This window comes from Komagataeibacter medellinensis NBRC 3288, from assembly GCF_000182745.2.
In the GTDB taxonomy this organism is placed as follows: domain Bacteria; phylum Pseudomonadota; class Alphaproteobacteria; order Acetobacterales; family Acetobacteraceae; genus Komagataeibacter; species Komagataeibacter medellinensis.
In genome coordinates this window covers 1,727,860-1,742,650 of record NC_016027.1, presented here as the reverse complement: position 1 = coordinate 1,742,650, position 14,791 = coordinate 1,727,860, and the positions used below count along the sequence as shown (strand labels likewise).

General features: G+C 61.3%; 21 protein-coding genes, 1 tRNA gene and 2 pseudogenes. 20 read left to right on the top strand and 4 right to left on the bottom strand.

Annotated features, from left to right (window positions below; translation table 11 throughout):
- Nucleotides 1–36 precede the first annotated feature (36 nt).
- From GLX_RS08020 to GLX_RS07990, 8 genes are all read left to right on the top strand, one after another.
- Nucleotides 37–300, top strand: coding sequence for a hypothetical protein (locus tag GLX_RS08020; protein ID WP_014105488.1), 264 nt, complete (start codon nt 37–39; stop codon nt 298–300).
- Nucleotides 287–532, top strand: coding sequence for a hypothetical protein (locus GLX_RS08015; RefSeq protein ID WP_014105487.1), 246 nt, complete (start codon nt 287–289; stop codon nt 530–532). Before GLX_RS08020 ends, GLX_RS08015 begins: the two co-directional genes overlap by 14 nt.
- Nucleotides 529–2,169: a ParB/RepB/Spo0J family partition protein gene (locus GLX_RS08010; protein WP_041247277.1), complete on the top strand. Its 1,641-nt coding sequence runs from the start codon at nt 529–531 to the stop codon at nt 2,167–2,169. Before GLX_RS08015 ends, GLX_RS08010 begins: the two co-directional genes overlap by 4 nt.
- Entirely contained in the window at nt 2,169–2,381 is a 213-nt protein-coding gene (locus GLX_RS16515) for a hypothetical protein (protein ID WP_014105485.1), read from the top strand. The genes GLX_RS08010 and GLX_RS16515 overlap by 1 nt, the downstream gene beginning before the upstream one ends.
- A 133-nt stretch (nt 2,382–2,514) precedes the next feature.
- Complete coding sequence (locus GLX_RS18435) at nt 2,515–2,685, top strand: hypothetical protein (RefSeq protein ID WP_158309225.1); 171 nt, start codon at nt 2,515–2,517, stop codon at nt 2,683–2,685.
- Nucleotides 2,682–3,281 (top strand): hypothetical protein, encoded by a 600-nt coding sequence (locus GLX_RS16510; protein WP_148268561.1) that lies wholly within the window; start codon nt 2,682–2,684, stop codon nt 3,279–3,281. Before GLX_RS18435 ends, GLX_RS16510 begins: the two co-directional genes overlap by 4 nt.
- Entirely contained in the window at nt 3,278–3,526 is a 249-nt protein-coding gene (locus GLX_RS07995) for a hypothetical protein (RefSeq protein ID WP_014105482.1), read from the top strand. The genes GLX_RS16510 and GLX_RS07995 overlap by 4 nt, the downstream gene beginning before the upstream one ends.
- A 1-nt stretch (nt 3,527) precedes the next feature.
- Nucleotides 3,528–3,728 (top strand): helix-turn-helix transcriptional regulator, encoded by a 201-nt coding sequence (locus tag GLX_RS07990; RefSeq protein ID WP_014105481.1) that lies wholly within the window; start codon nt 3,528–3,530, stop codon nt 3,726–3,728.
- Here GLX_RS07990 and GLX_RS07985 read toward each other — a convergent pair.
- Together GLX_RS07985 and GLX_RS07980 are read right to left on the bottom strand one after the other, a co-directional pair.
- Nucleotides 3,717–4,946 (bottom strand): tyrosine-type recombinase/integrase, encoded by a 1,230-nt coding sequence (locus tag GLX_RS07985; protein ID WP_014105480.1) that lies wholly within the window; start codon nt 4,944–4,946, stop codon nt 3,717–3,719. The genes GLX_RS07990 and GLX_RS07985 overlap by 12 nt on opposite strands.
- 167 nt (nt 4,947–5,113) lie before the next feature.
- A tRNA-Tyr gene (locus tag GLX_RS07980) sits at nt 5,114–5,199 on the bottom strand.
- 118 nt (nt 5,200–5,317) lie between these two features.
- Here GLX_RS07980 and rlmB point away from each other — a divergent pair.
- Complete coding sequence (gene rlmB / locus GLX_RS07975) at nt 5,318–6,145, top strand: 23S rRNA (guanosine(2251)-2'-O)-methyltransferase RlmB (RefSeq protein ID WP_014105479.1); 828 nt, start codon at nt 5,318–5,320, stop codon at nt 6,143–6,145.
- A gap of 70 nt (nt 6,146–6,215) precedes the next feature.
- On the opposite strand, the pseudogene GLX_RS07970 reads toward rlmB, so the two are convergent.
- Nucleotides 6,216–7,134: pseudogene (locus tag GLX_RS07970) on the bottom strand (transposase); the annotation flags it as partial.
- Between the two features lie 90 nt (nt 7,135–7,224).
- Between GLX_RS07970 and GLX_RS07965 the strand changes: the two are divergent.
- The 11 genes and pseudogenes from GLX_RS07965 to GLX_RS07920 all read left to right on the top strand — a co-directional run bounded on the left by GLX_RS07965 (nt 7,225) and on the right by GLX_RS07920 (nt 13,843).
- Nucleotides 7,225–7,416: a hypothetical protein gene (locus GLX_RS07965; RefSeq protein ID WP_041247275.1), complete on the top strand. Its 192-nt coding sequence runs from the start codon at nt 7,225–7,227 to the stop codon at nt 7,414–7,416.
- 5 nt (nt 7,417–7,421) lie between these two features.
- A complete protein-coding gene (locus GLX_RS07960; RefSeq protein WP_014105475.1) occupies nt 7,422–7,772 on the top strand; it encodes a RidA family protein in 351 nt (116 codons plus the stop codon).
- 93 nt (nt 7,773–7,865) lie between these two features.
- Nucleotides 7,866–8,566: pseudogene (locus GLX_RS07955) on the top strand (SDR family oxidoreductase).
- Between the two features lie 188 nt (nt 8,567–8,754).
- Nucleotides 8,755–8,898, top strand: a complete 144-nt coding sequence (locus GLX_RS18430; RefSeq protein ID WP_158309224.1) for a hypothetical protein — start codon at nt 8,755–8,757, stop codon at nt 8,896–8,898.
- A gap of 145 nt (nt 8,899–9,043) precedes the next feature.
- Nucleotides 9,044–9,481, top strand: coding sequence for a CHRD domain-containing protein (locus tag GLX_RS07950; RefSeq protein ID WP_041247274.1), 438 nt, complete (start codon nt 9,044–9,046; stop codon nt 9,479–9,481).
- A 143-nt stretch (nt 9,482–9,624) separates the two neighbouring features.
- Nucleotides 9,625–10,158, top strand: coding sequence for a hypothetical protein (locus tag GLX_RS07945; RefSeq protein ID WP_014105472.1), 534 nt, complete (start codon nt 9,625–9,627; stop codon nt 10,156–10,158).
- A 64-nt stretch (nt 10,159–10,222) separates the two neighbouring features.
- Complete coding sequence (locus GLX_RS07940) at nt 10,223–11,092, top strand: aldose 1-epimerase family protein (protein WP_014105471.1); 870 nt, start codon at nt 10,223–10,225, stop codon at nt 11,090–11,092.
- Nucleotides 11,093–11,278: 186 nt separating this feature from the next.
- On the top strand, nt 11,279–11,509 hold the full coding sequence (locus tag GLX_RS07935) for a hypothetical protein (RefSeq protein WP_014105470.1): 231 nt from the start codon (nt 11,279–11,281) through the stop codon (nt 11,507–11,509).
- 142 nt (nt 11,510–11,651) lie between these two features.
- Nucleotides 11,652–12,278 carry a hypothetical protein gene (locus GLX_RS07930; protein WP_014105469.1) on the top strand — a complete coding sequence of 209 codons (627 nt, stop codon included), beginning with the start codon at nt 11,652–11,654 and terminating at the stop codon, nt 12,276–12,278.
- 14 nt (nt 12,279–12,292) lie between these two features.
- Nucleotides 12,293–12,934: a 5,6-dimethylbenzimidazole synthase gene (gene bluB / locus GLX_RS07925; protein WP_014105468.1), complete on the top strand. Its 642-nt coding sequence runs from the start codon at nt 12,293–12,295 to the stop codon at nt 12,932–12,934.
- A 243-nt stretch (nt 12,935–13,177) separates the two neighbouring features.
- The gene (locus GLX_RS07920; protein WP_014105467.1) at nt 13,178–13,843 is read left to right on the top strand and encodes a DedA family protein; all 666 of its coding nucleotides are present in this window, start codon (nt 13,178–13,180) and stop codon (nt 13,841–13,843) included.
- Between the two features lie 37 nt (nt 13,844–13,880).
- On the opposite strand, the gene GLX_RS07915 is transcribed toward GLX_RS07920, so the two are convergent.
- Nucleotides 13,881–14,357 carry an RrF2 family transcriptional regulator gene (locus GLX_RS07915; RefSeq protein ID WP_014105466.1) on the bottom strand — a complete coding sequence of 159 codons (477 nt, stop codon included), beginning with the start codon at nt 14,355–14,357 and terminating at the stop codon, nt 13,881–13,883.
- Nucleotides 14,358–14,791 lie beyond the last annotated feature (434 nt).

Genomic DNA, 14,791 nt, shown 5'->3' with positions numbered 1-14,791 from the left:
CGCCCGGCTGCACATCTGTGCCCGAGGGTACGAGATATGACCCGCCAGCTGCCGCGCTGCTACCGCGCGCCGGCGCAGCTGCTGCTGGCATCGCGCCGGTTCTCGGCCGATGCGCTGCTGATCGCGGCTGATGCCTACCGCGAACTGGCGGCCGACCTGACCATCCATGGCTTTTGTGACGTGGCCCAGCAGGCGAGTGACCTTGCCGACCGGCTGGCGACCGAGGCCCCGAAGCGCGCCTGTGCGCTCCCCACATTCTTCCCGACCCAACACAAGGGGAAACCCCATGCAGATCATTGATGCCGAAGTGCTGTTCTCGCGCCTGACCGACGAGGACGCCAAACAGGCCCGCATCTATCAGGCCAATGCCCGTAACCTGGACCGCTACAGCCGCCAGCAGGCGGAAATGGGCTATGACCGCGCAGCCCGGGCATGCGCACGGGATGCCGATGCCTGCCGTGAAAGGCTGGAGGCACTGCTGATGACCGCGATGCAGACGGCCTACGTTCCCTTTCGGGGGAAAGTGTCATGATGGTTGCCATTGCTGACATCCACGAAAACGGCAACATGCGCCGGGTGCAGCCCACGGCGGAAGTCACGGCGGCGCTGGAAGGCTCGATCCGTGCCCTTGGCGTGCTGCAGCCGGTTGTGGTGCGGCCTGACCCCGAAGGCGGCTACATTTTAATTGCAGGCTACCGCAGGCTGAACGCGGCGCGGAGTGTCGGGCTGACCGAGATCCCGGCCGTGACACATCTGTTGAGTGAGGTCGAGGCCGAGGCGGCGCAGGCGGCCGAGAACATCCAGCGCGTACCCGTGGACCCAGTTGACCAGTGGCGCCACATCGAGCGCATGGTGGCGGACGGCTACACGGTTCGGAAGGCCGGGCTGGCGCTGGGCATGACCGATCGGCAGATAGGGCAGATATGCAAGCTGGGCGGGCTGGCGCCCGAAGTGCTTGATGCCCTTACGGGCCGCGAACTGCCCAGCTGGCGGATACTGGGCGAGATCTCGCAGGCGGCGCATGAGGTTCAGGCAGCGGCGCTAAAGCGCCATCTTTATCATGGTGACGCTGTTCAGTGGAACAGCGTCGCGGGTGAGTGCATTACCCGTCGCATCCCCCGCGAACGCGCCCTGTTTGACGTTGAGGCCTCGGGCATCGTGTTTGACGAGGACCTGTTTGCCGAGCCCGGATCGCCCGAGCAGTTCACCACGACGGACACGGCCGGCTTCATGGCAGCGCAGCGCGGCGCGGTAGAGGATCTGATCCAGACCGGCGATGAGCCCGCGCTGCTGGTGGACTACAACGCCACCACACTGCTGCCGCAGGTGCCGGCTGGCTGGATGTTTGCCGACAGTTCCGGCGGGGCGGACAAGACATTGACCAGGCGCAGCCGGCACAAGCGCGCGTACGCCATCGTGCCACTCAACCATTACCATGATGCCTGCAGTGTGGTGTCGGTCATTATCAAGCCGGTGAAGGCTACCGCTGCCGTGGTGGCGGATGACCAGGCCGATGACGTGGTTGAGGAACCCGATTCCGATCCGGGCGCAATCGAGGTGGTTGAGACGGATGATACCCCGGCCGAGGAACCGCAGATTACCAAGGCGGGGCAGGACTATCTGGCCGAAATCCGCACGAATGCCCTGCGTTCGGCGCTGCGCAATCCGCTGCGCATGACGCCGGAAGATGCCTTCCACGCCCTGCTGATCGCCTATGTGGCCGGCAACAGCCAGATGCGTGACATTCTGGCCGCGCTGGTTTCGCCCGCAGGCGACCTTCCCGAACTGGAGTTCACCCGCATGGCGGAACTGGCGGGCGAGGCGCTGGCGCGGACCCTGACCGTGGTGGCGCCACACCGCCAGACATCGACATGGAAACCGCCCGAGGAATATGCCCGGCCTGAATATATCGGTGCCCTGATCAACGCCGATGCCCAGATGCCCGAACTGGATACGGCCGAGATGCTGGCGCATGTCAGCGGCAGCACGCTCAAGGCCATTGCGAAAGACTATGCACCGCGTGGCGAGAAGGCGCCCGCGAAGGTGACCGACCTGCGCCAGTGGCTGGTCGGCCGCGCACCGGACTGGTGCCCGGTCCATTTTGGCGTGCCTGGCCCGCGCTGCGAGCCGTGGGTGCGTAATGCCGACAGGAAAGGGGAGGCAGCCTGATGCCGATTTCACCGTTCGACCCGGAGAACGATCCGGTCCAGCTTTACCGCCGGCGTCATGGCGGCCCCATATATCGTTCCATGGGCTGGATTACTGACCCGGCCATTATTCTCGAAGATATCGCAACCGGTGAGCAGCATACGGTTGTGATCGGCTGTCCCAATGCTGATGACTATATCCGATTGATAGATGCGCCGGGGCAAGAGCCATAATCCAGCCCCAGGACGAAAAATGGATCACATGGGCCACACGCAACATGCCCACCACGGCCGAGCTGCTTCGCGCCGTAGTGGTGGTCAGCCTGATCTGGCTGGCGCTGATCGTGCTGTGGATGGTGGTGGTGCCTTGAGCAGGCCACAGGCATGGCAGCATGGCTATGAATGGGCGCATGGGCTGGGCGCACTACGCGTGGCCGATGCCCTGAAATCCTACGGATATGAAACGCACAGCGAGGAAGCCCGGCAGTTCGTTGCTGGCGCCAACGCCGCGCTGGATGAAATGGAGGGGCGACCGTGAGCATGCCAGATGAAACACCGATGTATCTTGTGCCAGGCGAAGTATCGGACGAACAGGCATCAGAAGTCGCAACCGTAATCGCGCTGAACACGTCGAAAAAGATCGGCGTCCATCAGGCGCTTGAAGCCATCGGCACCCCCATCCAGCCCTGTACGGATGTAGAGACGGTTGGCGTGTATTATGAAGTAAACTTGGGTTACTATGGTGCGCCTTCTGTGTGGAAACCAAGGGTTTCTGCTACATCATCGAAACATCTTCCCTGTCGCGATATAACGCCTCTCGTCCGCCGCATTGACATGGCAGCACAGGTTACAGTGCGGGACATGGAGATTGCTCGGCTCAAAGAAAATGCCCTGCCCGATGAAATGACGCCGGACATTGAGGCTGCATTGGGCCTTATCTGTTTTCAGGCGGCGCCATATGCGAATGCCTTTCGTGCCGCCGGCGCCAAGATCCCCCACAAAGCAGAAGCCGAACAGGCCTATGTGATCTTCAAGCTGTTAAAGGGCGTCTTGAAGCTGGGGGATTTTGAAAAGGCATCCAAGGCTTTGCATGACCAGGCTGTCGCATCCCTTGGTAAGGACACAGCGGGATGAATACGCAAAGGCGCGACTGGCGCCAGCACCCGATCTTTCGCGGTACGGTCCTGGGCAAGGAAGTCTATGACTTCAACCTGCAGCAGGACAGGGATGGCAACTATGTCGGTTACCTGTCCGACCCCGAGGGCTGCCGGATCTCGATCATTGCCAAGCTGGTGCACCAGGGCGGCAAGCACATGCTGAAAGGCCGGGGGCTACTGACCGGCACGAACGACACGGGGGAGGAACCGAAAGGTGGGTGAGATGCAGCGCAATAGTGAAGAACGGCTGTTGACGGCCAAGGAAGTCATGACGCGTACGGGCCTTAGCCGGATGACGATATACCGCTACGTGAAAGCGGGCACCTTTCCGGCTCCGCGCAAACTTTCGGCCGGGGCTATCCGCTGGCACTCGGGCGTGATTGACAGCTGGATCAGGGGAGGCGCGGGTGCATCAGGGGGCTGATTTCCGTTTCTTTGCCACCAGATCCCCCAGGCCGGTCTGCCCATCACTGACCAGATCGGCCCATTCCTGCGCCAACTGGCGCCGGCGCTCCAGGTAGAGCGCCCTGTTATAGGCCCCTTCCACCTTATCCTTTGGCACATGGGCCAGCATCACATCGATCACCTGCCGGTCTGCCGGGCAGCGCTCATTCATCACGGTAGAGAATGAGGCCCGGAAGCCATGCGGCACATGCCGATGGTGGAAGCCTGCACGGTTCAGCAGATAGCCCAGTGCATTTTCACTCAATACCTGTGCCGGCCGCCGCGTGTTCGGGAACAGGTGCGGCCAGTGGCCGCTAAAGGGGCGCAGCGCCTGCACGGTTGCCACGGCCTGCCGCGATAGCGGGACCAGGTGCTCGCGCTTCATCTTCATCCGCTCGGCCGGGATGCACCATAGAGGCCGGTCACCATCCATATTCTGGAACTCATCCCACCGGGCTGCACGCAGTTCGCCCGGGCGCACGGCCGTCAGGTAGAGCAGCCGGAAGGCCAGCAGGGTAGTGGGGTGGGCATCTTCCGCTTCCGTCTTGCTGATCAGCATGCGGACTTCGGCCAGATCCGTGATGGCCGGCTGCCGGCCCCGAATGACCGGCCGCAGTGCCGGTGCCACGATGGCGGCCGGATCGGCCGAGCCAATGCCGGATGCGATGGCATGCACAAAAACGTCGCTCATGCGCTGGCGTACGCGGTGCGCGGTCTCGATCGCACCACGGTCCTCGATCTCGCGCAGCGCTGCCAGCACGAGGGGCGGCGTCAGGTCATTGATGGGATAGTGCCCCACGGCCGGAAACACGTCCCGCTCCAGGCTGCGCAGTACGTCCGTTGCATAATGCGCGGTCCACAGCACCTTGCGCTGCTCATGCCATGCCCGGGCTACTGCCTCGAACGTGGTGGCGGGATCTGTGCGGGCAGCCTGCAGCACGATCTTCTTATCCAGGGAGGGGTCGCGCCCTTCACGCAGGATGCGCTTGGCTTCCTCCCGCTCAAGGCGCGCTTCGGCCAGAGAGACGCCCGGGTAGTCGCCCAGTGTCAGCAGCTTTTCGCGTTTCTCGAACTTGTAGCGCAGGCGCCAGACCTTCTTGCCGCCAGGCATGATGTGCATAAACAGGCCGCCGGTATCTGCCAGCCGGTACGCCTTGGCTTCTGGCTTGGCACCGCGGATCTTCGTGTCGGTCAGCATGCCGATTCCCTCCCTTACCCGCTCCCTACGGATTTCATACCCGCTGCATACCCGCTGTTTGCTGGTGCTGCCTGATACAAATAGGGAACAATAGGGACAGAAGAAACACGAAAAACGCCGGAAAACCAGCGTTTTGATACAGCATGTGATTGTTTGGGAAAGGTAGTTGGTGGAGGGAGTTGGATTCGAACCAACGTAGGCGTACACCAGCGGATTTACAGTCCGCCCCCTTTAGCCACTCGGGCATCCCTCCGGGTTGGCGCGGTAATTAAGGGGTCTGCGGAGGGGTGTCAATAACCTTGTACGAAAAACTTTGCCCAACCCCGGTTTGGGGGCATGACGCCGGTTGCGGTTGGGCTTAAAGAACGATCATGAACATGCGACCCTCTCGCCGCCGTAGCGGCCCGCCCACGGCCCAGTCTACCTCCTCTGCCCGTTCCACGCCTGACCGTAGTGGTCGAGGGGGGCGTGGTGCGGCATCCGCCCCGCGTGGCACATGCTGGCTGTATGGCCAGCATGCGGTGCAGGCTGCGCTGGAAAACCCGGCGCGCAAGCTGCGCCAGCTTCTTGTTACAGCCGAAGCGCAGGAAACGTTGGCTACCCGGCTGGAAGGCGGCTTTCCCATCCAGCCCGTGCGGAGCGAACGCGCAGCACTTGATACGTTGTGCGGTCCCGATGCCGTGCATCAGGGCATGGCGCTTTTAGTGGATGTGCTGAGCCCGCCGGATCTGGATACGGTACTGGAACAGCCCGGTCCGGTGATGGTGCTCGATCAGGTCACAGACCCGCGCAATATCGGTGCCATCCTGCGTTCGGCGGCAGCTTTCGGGGCTGTGGCGGTGATCATGCAGGACCGTAATGCTCCTGATGAGACCGGGGCACTGGCCCGTGCCGCATCCGGTGCGCTGGAAATCGTACCGCTGATCCGTGTGGTCAATCTTTCCCGCGTTCTGGAAGCACTCAAGGCCCGTGGCCTGTGGGTTGTGGGGCTGGACGCGGGCGGCGGCGTGCTGGATGGCGCCGCCTTTCACCAGCGCCGCGTGGCTTTGGTGCTGGGTGCGGAAGGAGCCGGACTGCGGCGACTGACCCGCGAGCATTGCGATGAGATTGCGGGCCTGGCCATGGACAGCCGGATGGAAAGTCTGAACGTATCCAATGCGGCAGCGGTCGCGCTGTATGAAATGTTCCGCCACCGTTAAGGGCAAATTTCAAAAGAGGCTGTTTGATGAAGTCAGGCTCAATAATATCCTGAAATTATAAAAGCTTTTTAAAGGACGACGCCTCCGCTGACGTGGCGGCAACGTCGGCTGTCACGATCAACTGGCTGCCTTTGGCGCAGACCACGGCCTGGGCATTGTAAGCCTGCCGGACCTCGTGGGCGTCCGAACCCGCAAGGCGGCTGTCGGGATCGGTCAGACTGATCTGCCGGTCGGGTGGTGGTTCATCATCAGGCGGTTTGGGCGGCCCGGCCGCGACGCCCTGTTTTTGTGTCATACACTACCTTCTTTTTCTCGTATGCCGGTCGCGCCGCCTCGGCCTGCGCCTTCGCATCTGCTTCCAGTCGGGCGCAGGCTTCGTCCAGCTTCGCTTTCAGTGTTTCCCGTCGGGCAGGCTCTTCGGGCAATGCCTGCGGATCGCTGTCTGTGGCATCTGCGTGCTCCGCCTGCTCCATCAGTTTCGCGATATATCCGCCGCCAGTTGTTCGCGCAGCGCCCTGATCCGGTCGTAGCGCAGGGAACGGTATTTCGAAGCGTCGGCGTCGATTTTCGTGCCGTCGATCAATACGACACCCGGACGCAGCAGACCCGTCTCGCGCCAGAAGCAGGACCTGCGCAAATGCCGCTTCAATGGCTGTCCGGTTCGTCCGCCGAAAAGTGGCAATCGTGTCGTGATCCAGATGCAGGTTCGCCGCCACGAAACGCACCCCGATGTCGCGATATGTCGCCCGCTCGATCCGGCGTTAGGAAAACAATCTGTTCGCATGGCTGAAGATCAGAAGGGCCAGTATCAGGCGCGGATGATACTGCGCCTTGCCTCCCGTGCGCACTGGCACGCAGAACGCATTCATCGGAACCAGCTCAATCGATGCAGCAACGAAATGCGCCATATCATCAGCCGGAAGCCACGACTTCAGATCAGGCGGCAGAAGATATGGCTGAGACCGGTCAAACGGGATGAAGCTGCTCATCTCACCACCTTACAACCGCCTCACGTCCCATTCGATTACCCCTGCCATCAGAATAATCATACAAACTTCTCGATCAGGACACTGGCGGACGTGTGGGCGCAGGTAGGGCGGGTGGGCAACCTGTCTATCCGTCTTGATCTGGGATGGTGCGTGGCGTACCTGAAAATACTGGTGCGTGAGCTGGTGGCGCATGCGCGCTTTTTCGATACGACGCATCGTTTCCATGTCGCACCCGATCCGTTATCCCTGCGGGCGCACACGGATGCATCACAAGGAACTTAACATTTATGACAATCAAACGCCTGCAACCCGAGGAACGCCTGACCGGCGCCGTTGTGCATAACGGCACTGTCTATCTGGCAGGGCAGGTCGCCGATGACCCGAGCCTTGATGCTGAAGGACAGACGGCTGACATCCTGCGCCAGATCGATGCTCTGCTGGCCGAAGCGGGCACCAGCAGCGCACGCCTGCTGTCGGTCCAGATTTTTCTCAGCGACATGAATGACATGACCGCGATGAACCGCGCCTGGGATGCCTGGCTCAACCCCGCCAGCAAACCGGCCCGCGCCACAGTGGAAGCCCGTCTGGCTGATCCGCGCTGGAAGGTCGAGATCACCGGTATCGCGGCTCTTCCCTGATCGCGCTGGGCTGTTGGGGGGCTGGCAGGTCCATATCCATGCAACCGTGGGGCGGACAGGCAGTTCTGTCATGTAAAGGACAGGTGCACCTCCATGCCAGATGACAGCATGCCCCCTTCTTCCCGCCGTACCGTTCCGGCGGACGTTGCAGCCGGTCTTGTCGGTGCCGCGGCTGCGGGCAGGGTGCAGGCGGCGGACATGGCCCCCGAAGGCGTCTATCCCCGTCCGCCCTTTCTCCAGCAGTCCCAGCCATGGCCCGGCCTTGCGGGCAAGATGATGCCGCGCCCCGACCATGGTGAGACCAGTTACCGTGGCTCTGGCCGCCAGCGCCACCAGCCCACCGGACTCGACATTACCGACGAGCCGTCTGACGAGACTTTCCGCACCAATATCTACGCCCTGTTCTACCTGAGCAAGGCCGCCATACCGTTCATGCCACGGGGCGGCGCGATCATTGCTACGGCCTCGGTCAACGCATTCAGCCCGTCCGAGATCCTGCTGGACTATTCGGCCACCAAAAGGGGTGATTGTTGCCTTCGTCAAGTCGCTGTCCAAGCAGATGGTCCATCGTGGTATCCGCGTGAACGCCGTGGCCTCCGGCCCGTTTTGGACGGCATTGCAGGTCAGTGGTGGTCAGACGGAGGGGAATATCCATATTTTGGTATGAGCCCCCCATGGGCCGCGCGGGCCAGCCGGTGGAACTGGCGCCGGTCTATGTTTTGCTGGCTTCGTCGGAAGCCAGCTACATTATCGGACTGGTCTACGCGGTCTCTGGCGGGACGGGTGTGGACTGATACGGCGTACCCCTTGCGGCACCAGCGTTGCGGTGGCACATGGCATGGATGCGTATGATCGTATCCTGCCTGTTCATGCTGCTGGGTGTCGCGGCATGTTATTTCGCCATTGGCATGATTACGGATGCCGGGCGCTTCATATCGGATGCACACCCCTGGTAAGGGGCGTCTGTGGTGGGTGTTGGCATATGATGAACCGTAGATGGTCAATGGGTATGGGGCATCTGGCCGGTATGCTGTGGCCTCGCCATCATGGCTGTTACCGCCGTGCTTCCGTCTGGTTCAGCCCCGACATGGGGTGGCTGGAACGCCCCCGCCCGCTGGACATATGAATGCAGCAGTGCGGGCCGGTCCGGCGCAGGGGTGTGAGCAAACATTTATGCCGTCCCCCGTTGCCGCATGCCCCTGTCAGGCGTTGGATCTACAGGGTCGGCAGCATGTGCATGTCGGCATGGTTCTGAAATGTTGGAGGTTAGCATGATCCGTTTTCCTGCCGTGGTTACCCTTGTCGTGGCCGGTATGGCAGTCGCCTCACCCGCCATGGCGGCGGTCCTGCGCTTTGAAGGCCATTTTGTGGGTGAGCATGGCACCACGTCCCATCCCGATGGCAAGGTCGAGGCCGCGCTGAACACCCGCACGAACCTGGTCCGCTATGTCATTACATGGAGTGGACTGAGCGGGCCGGTCACGGCAGCCCATTTCCATGGTCCGGCCTCTGAGGGGGAGGAAGCTGGTGTAATCGTGCCCATTGGTGGCCCTTACAAATCGGGCCAGCATGGCGCACTTGTCCTGTCATCCGAGCAGGCCCAGACCCTTCAGAATGGTCAGATTTATGTCAACCTGCACACGCAGGCCCAACCCAATGGGGAGGCCAGGGCCCAGTTGGAACGCCTTACCCCTGCGGTGCGGCCCTGAATCTGCCAGACTGCCCCGCCATTCATGATATGATTTGCATGGTCGTGGCTTGTGCGGCAGTGTGGATAGCGTGATATGGAAACATGTCAGCCATGTGAAAAGCCCGGGGCGACGGAGTTCGCCGCAAGTCATGGAGTCTGCTTTTGCGCCTAGCATCTCTGGCCGTTGCGGCGGCTGTTGTCTCCCTGTCCGGGATCGGTTCCATAACCCAGACCCATGCGGCGGATGCGCTGGGCGAACACACGGCCACCATCAGCTTCAGGCTATCTGCGGCGGACCTGGGGGCTGGTGTCTCGTGGGGGAAGGGAGTCCTGTCGTTTGAAGGGCATGACTATCCTTTCCGCATCCGGGGCGGTTCGGGGGCTGCCATAGGTTTTTCCACCATGCAGGCCACGGGTACCGTCTACAACCTCTATCGCCTGCAGGATGTGGAGGGGACATATTGGTCCGTCCAGGGTGAGGCGACGATTGGCGCGGGCAAGGGGGGGGCCGTGATGGAGAACAATAACGGCATCCATATCAAGTTCACCTCCAGTAGCAGTGGCGCCCGGCTTGCCTTCTCGGTGGAGCGGTTGACCCTGCGCCTTACACCCGTGGCCAAGGCCGCCATACCGGCGGCCCAGAGCGCACAGGGGCCGGGCACACAGGACCGGACTGCGGCGCCCGCAACCCATTAATAGTATATGCGGTCCTGATCGTGCATGGTGACACCCTTGATAAAACTAAGGGAGTCACCCAAGCATGACAGACACTATCCATACATTTGGCGATGGACGGCTTGCGGCCAGCGTACGGGCGCATGGTGCGGAACTGTGTGCCCTGCGGGCCGATGACCGTGATCTGCTATGGAACGGGCAGGCTCCGTGGCCACGGCATTCTCCCGTGCTGTTCCCCATTGTGGGGCGACTGGTGGAGGATACGGCATGGGTGGATGGCAGATCCTACCGCATGACCCAGCATGGCTTCGCGCGTGACTGTACGTTCCGCTGGCTGGAACGTGACGAGACAGGCTGCCGCCTGGAACTGACCGATACGCCTGATACCCGTGCCTGCTATCCCTTCGCCTTCAGCCTGGTCATTGAATACCGTATTGAAAACGGTGTACTTTCGGTGCGCTACTGCGTGACCAACCCCGATGCCACGCGCGTTCTGCCCGCATCACTCGGGGCCCATCCCGCTTTTGCCTGGCCGCTGGCACCCGATGTGGCCAAGAACCGGCATGTTATCGAATTCGACCAGTCCGAATCCGCACCCGTGCGTCGGCTGGCGGGCGGGTTGCTCCTGCCCGATTCGTTCCCGACTCCGGTGCGGGGGCGTATCCTGCATCTGGACGAATCACTGTTCGCGGCTGATGCGCTGATCCTTGATCAACTGGCCAGCCGGGGGGTGACCTATCGCATTCCTGATGGACCGGGGCTGCGGCTGACATGGGAGGGCTTTTCCGAACTGGGCATATGGATGAAGCCGGGGGGCGATTTCGTGTGTATTGAACCCTGGTACGGCATGGCCAGTCCAATCGGGTTCGCGGGTGAATTTTCCGCTCGCCCCGGCGTGTTCCACCTCCAGCCGGGTCAGGAATGGCGGGCAGGCTGGCAGGTTGGCTGCATCTGAAGGATGGGGCGGCTGGCGGGTGTATTTTCCATGCAACACCCGCCGGAATAAGCCTTGCGAAAAAAGCATGGATCGCTCGGGAAATCTGCGAAAATATCGTATTTGCAACTACCCGGATGCGGCGTAGCGTGCGCGCAGGAGCAGCATGCGGCAGTCTCGCCCGCTAGGCTCACGGGAAACGCTTCAATGCGTCGTTTTTCTCCTGTTCCCGCCGTGGAATTTTCTCCATCCTGCACGCTTGTCCCCATGCCCAGTGCACGCCAGCGCTTCGTGCGCATGGTCGCTGCCGCCTACCGCAGGCAGGGGATCATGCTGCTAGCCACGCTACCCAGCGTGGCCGTGCCTTCGGGCTGTCATGGCGGCATTGAAAACGCGCCCTCGCTCCTTGCACTGCGTGGTTTCGACCGGGCGGCCTGATCGGGCCGGGGGGAGCCACCGGCACCCCGCTCCCTGTCTGAATGGCGGCGCATTGTGATGCGCCGCCATATTCATGTAGAACGATAGGCTTCCGCGCCATAAGGTACTGCGCCATCGTGGTCGAACAGGGGAGCGCGCGTCTATGCAGGGACACATGTCATGGGGGAGTGCGTGTCTGGGGATCATGCTGCTGGCATGCACCAGCGTGGGCCATGCCGCTACGACGGCGTTTAACAAGCTGCCCGATTACGAAAAATTCGGCATTACGGTCACCAGTTCCTACCATGTCCGCAAATGTGGGGTTACGGTCAGGGTCAATCAGTCCCGTTTTATCGATAGTGCCCCCGCGCTGGAAAATGAAGGCATACTGGATAACGTCGCCTCGACCGTCCTGGCACAGCGCCCGGCCTATTATGTTGGCCAGGCCATTCATGAGCTCGTACCGACCATCATCTATCATATCTTCCTACGCTATTCGGATGCATCGGACTGTCGCTTTGCGTTTTACATGAAGGGAGGAGACGAGGACGCGCTGTATTATGGTATATCCGACCCGGCCTTTCTCAGCTTTGTCGTCAACCGCCATACCATGACGCAGGTTGATTGGTACAAGGCCAGTTTTGACGAAATAAAGGAAGTCGCTTCCAAATTCAGCGAAGATCCCGCCTATGCCGCCCCCGTGAATGCGGAGGAAAATGGTATGCCCCCCCCGCATGTCGCGCCCTCCACACGCGCTGGCATGCGGGACGTGACAGACGGTGTAGAATGAACCAGACAGGGGGCATGAATTCCGTGCCAGCATTCTCCCCTGTCTTTTCCAACCAGTTGCATGAACTGTTCCGCTGGCGGCGGGACGTACGGCATTTCCGCTGCGACCCCGTGCCCGAACCCGTTCTGGAAGGCCTACTGGCCACGGCCTGCCTTGCGCCCTCGGTAGGGTTGAGCGAACCGTGGCGCTTCGTACGCGTGGATGATGCGGACCGCCGGGCTGCCGTGCGGGAGGATTTCAGCCAGTGCAATGCCGATGCCCTGGCCGACCGTGCGGACACGGATGCCCAGCGTTACGCCCGTCTGAAGCTTGCGGGTCTGGACGATGCTCCACATCATGTCGCCGTGCTGTCCCACCCCGATCCGGTACAGGGTAGGGGACTGGGGCGGGCCACCATGCCACAGACGACGACATGGTCCACTGTCATGGCCATCCATACGTTCTGGCTTGCGGCTACGGCGGCAGGTGTGGGGGTCGGGTGGGTTTCCATCATCAATCCCGCGCGGATCAAGGCCATACTGGATGTGGACCCGGCACTGGAACTGGTGGCCTATCTGTGTGTCGGCTACCCTGATGGACAAGCGCCCACGCCGGAACTGGAGCGACGGGGCTGGGAGCAGCGTGCGCCTGAACGGCGCGAATGGGTACGCCGCTAAAACCGGACACGATCCCTGCCCGTGTGGAAGGGAACCGCATCATGGCTGTTCGGGCCGTACCAGACGCTGTCGCGCGGGCATGACAGAAAAGCGGGTGGCAGATATTCGCTAAAGCCGGTTTTTCTGCTGTCGTGTTTCACTCATTCTCCCTGCCGGGTTTCAGGCTGGTTGCCACGCGGGGCAGATCCTTCCCTGTCTGTCTGGTCGCTGGCGGGTGCTGCGATGCATGCCTGTTGACCCGCCATGGAGGATCGAACACTGCTGCACCATTTTGAATACCTGTTCCAGCATTACGGGTATGGGGTGATTACCCTTATCGTCATGCTGGAAAGCATGGGGCTGCCGCTTCCGGCTGAAACCCTGATCATTTCAGCATCCGTCTACTGTGCCGCCACCCATCGGCTTGACATTCAGTGGGTGGCGCTGGCGGCCGTGGCCGGTGCCGTGGTGGGGGACAATATCGGCTACATGATCGGGCGCAGGATTGGCCTGCCCCTGTTGCAGAAATACGGTGCACGTATCAAACTGACCCCCGAGCGCCTGCTACTGGGGCGCTTCCTGTTCCGCCATCATGGTAGTGGCATTGTCTTCTTCGGGCGTTTCATTGCCCTGCTGCGTGTCTTTGTGGCCCTGCTGGCGGGAGCCAACCATATGCCGTGGCCGCGTTTCATGATCTTCAATGCACTGGGCGGGTTGTGCTGGGCCGGGGGATATGCCGCAGGTGCCTATTACCTGGGGCGCAAGGTAACGGAGGTCTCGGGACCGGCCAGTATCGGGCTGGGGCTGGTCGTGGCGGCAGGACTGGTGGCCAGCGCCCTTTTTCTGCGGCGTAACGAGGAGCGCCTGACGCAGGCGGCCCTGCGTGAAGCCCGGGCGGATGCGGCAACGCCGGGTGGTGGCGGCATGTAGGGCTGCCCGGCCATGTCGGCCTGTATAAATGGCCCTGTCAGGCGCGCTGTACGGTATCGCCTGATGCGAGCGGGCCTGGCAGGCGTGCAAGCAGCATGTGGCGCTCATGGTCTGGCAGAAGGTCGGCCAGGGTGGTCGCGTCCAGTATTTTCATGAAAGCATCAAGTGCCTGCGCCAGTGCACCCCGCAGCTTGCACATGTCGGACAGGATGCACGATGTCCCTTCCGTGTGGGCGGATTCGCAACTGACAAGCCGCATATCGTCCTCGGTCTTGCGTACGACATCCCCGATACGGATGTCCTCGGGTGCATGGGCCAGCACCAGACCACCTCCACGCCCGCGCCGCGCATCAATCAACCCAAGACGGGACAGTCGGTGGATGACCTTAACCAGATGATTTTCCGATATATCGTACGCATCGGCAATCTCATGGATGGAGACGCGCCTGTTCGCATGGAGTCCCATGTATATAAGCGTGCGTAAGGCATAATCGGTGTGCAAGGTCAGGCGCATGCTAATATCTAACATGCACTCAGCAGGCAGAAACAGGTCTCTATAAATTGTATTCAATATGCAATTTATAGTTGGAAATACTCTCTACCCCTTGGTTTTAGTGAACAGATCACCCTTAAAGACGACAAATACAGTGCTATAGCATCACGCAAATGTGATCATAATGTGACACATATAATCATTTTACCAATATTTCTCTGCCATGATTCCCGTGAACAGGGTCGGGTGCTGGCAGCCTGACCATTGCCGTGGCCTGAATGTTCTGTCCCAGCGACTGACCTTGCGGGGAAGGGGGGTGGCTCACCTGATATTTTTGGTGCGCCGTGAAAGTCTGCCTGTACCGCCAGCGTGTCGCCCTGATTGCGCCGTGTGCCACATGGCGCTGATGAGCGCGCGAGCTTGATCAGGGCCTCATTTCTCCCGTAGCCAGCGCC

Bases quoted from the DNA above. Each gene is read 5' to 3' on its own strand.
- GLX_RS08020 (WP_014105488.1), top strand. From the start codon at position 37: ATGACCCGCCAGCTGCCGCGCTGCTACCGCGCGCCGGCGCAGCTGCTG.
- GLX_RS08015 (WP_014105487.1), top strand. From the start codon at position 287: ATGCAGATCATTGATGCCGAAGTGCTGTTCTCGCGCCTGACCGACGAG.
- GLX_RS08010 (WP_041247277.1), top strand. From the start codon at position 529: ATGATGGTTGCCATTGCTGACATCCACGAAAACGGCAACATGCGCCGG.
- GLX_RS16515 (WP_014105485.1), top strand. From the start codon at position 2,169: ATGCCGATTTCACCGTTCGACCCGGAGAACGATCCGGTCCAGCTTTAC.
- GLX_RS07995 (WP_014105482.1), top strand. From the start codon at position 3,278: ATGAATACGCAAAGGCGCGACTGGCGCCAGCACCCGATCTTTCGCGGT.
- GLX_RS07990 (WP_014105481.1), top strand. From the start codon at position 3,528: ATGCAGCGCAATAGTGAAGAACGGCTGTTGACGGCCAAGGAAGTCATG.
- GLX_RS07985 (WP_014105480.1), bottom strand. From the start codon at position 4,946: ATGCTGACCGACACGAAGATCCGCGGTGCCAAGCCAGAAGCCAAGGCG.
- rlmB (WP_014105479.1), top strand. From the start codon at position 5,318: ATGAACATGCGACCCTCTCGCCGCCGTAGCGGCCCGCCCACGGCCCAG.
- GLX_RS07960 (WP_014105475.1), top strand. From the start codon at position 7,422: ATGACAATCAAACGCCTGCAACCCGAGGAACGCCTGACCGGCGCCGTT.
- GLX_RS18430 (WP_158309224.1), top strand. From the start codon at position 8,755: ATGATGAACCGTAGATGGTCAATGGGTATGGGGCATCTGGCCGGTATG.
- GLX_RS07950 (WP_041247274.1), top strand. From the start codon at position 9,044: ATGATCCGTTTTCCTGCCGTGGTTACCCTTGTCGTGGCCGGTATGGCA.
- GLX_RS07940 (WP_014105471.1), top strand. From the start codon at position 10,223: ATGACAGACACTATCCATACATTTGGCGATGGACGGCTTGCGGCCAGC.
- GLX_RS07935 (WP_014105470.1), top strand. From the start codon at position 11,279: ATGCGTCGTTTTTCTCCTGTTCCCGCCGTGGAATTTTCTCCATCCTGC.
- GLX_RS07930 (WP_014105469.1), top strand. From the start codon at position 11,652: ATGCAGGGACACATGTCATGGGGGAGTGCGTGTCTGGGGATCATGCTG.
- bluB (WP_014105468.1), top strand. From the start codon at position 12,293: ATGAATTCCGTGCCAGCATTCTCCCCTGTCTTTTCCAACCAGTTGCAT.
- GLX_RS07920 (WP_014105467.1), top strand. From the start codon at position 13,178: ATGGAGGATCGAACACTGCTGCACCATTTTGAATACCTGTTCCAGCAT.
- GLX_RS07915 (WP_014105466.1), bottom strand. From the start codon at position 14,357: ATGCGCCTGACCTTGCACACCGATTATGCCTTACGCACGCTTATATAC.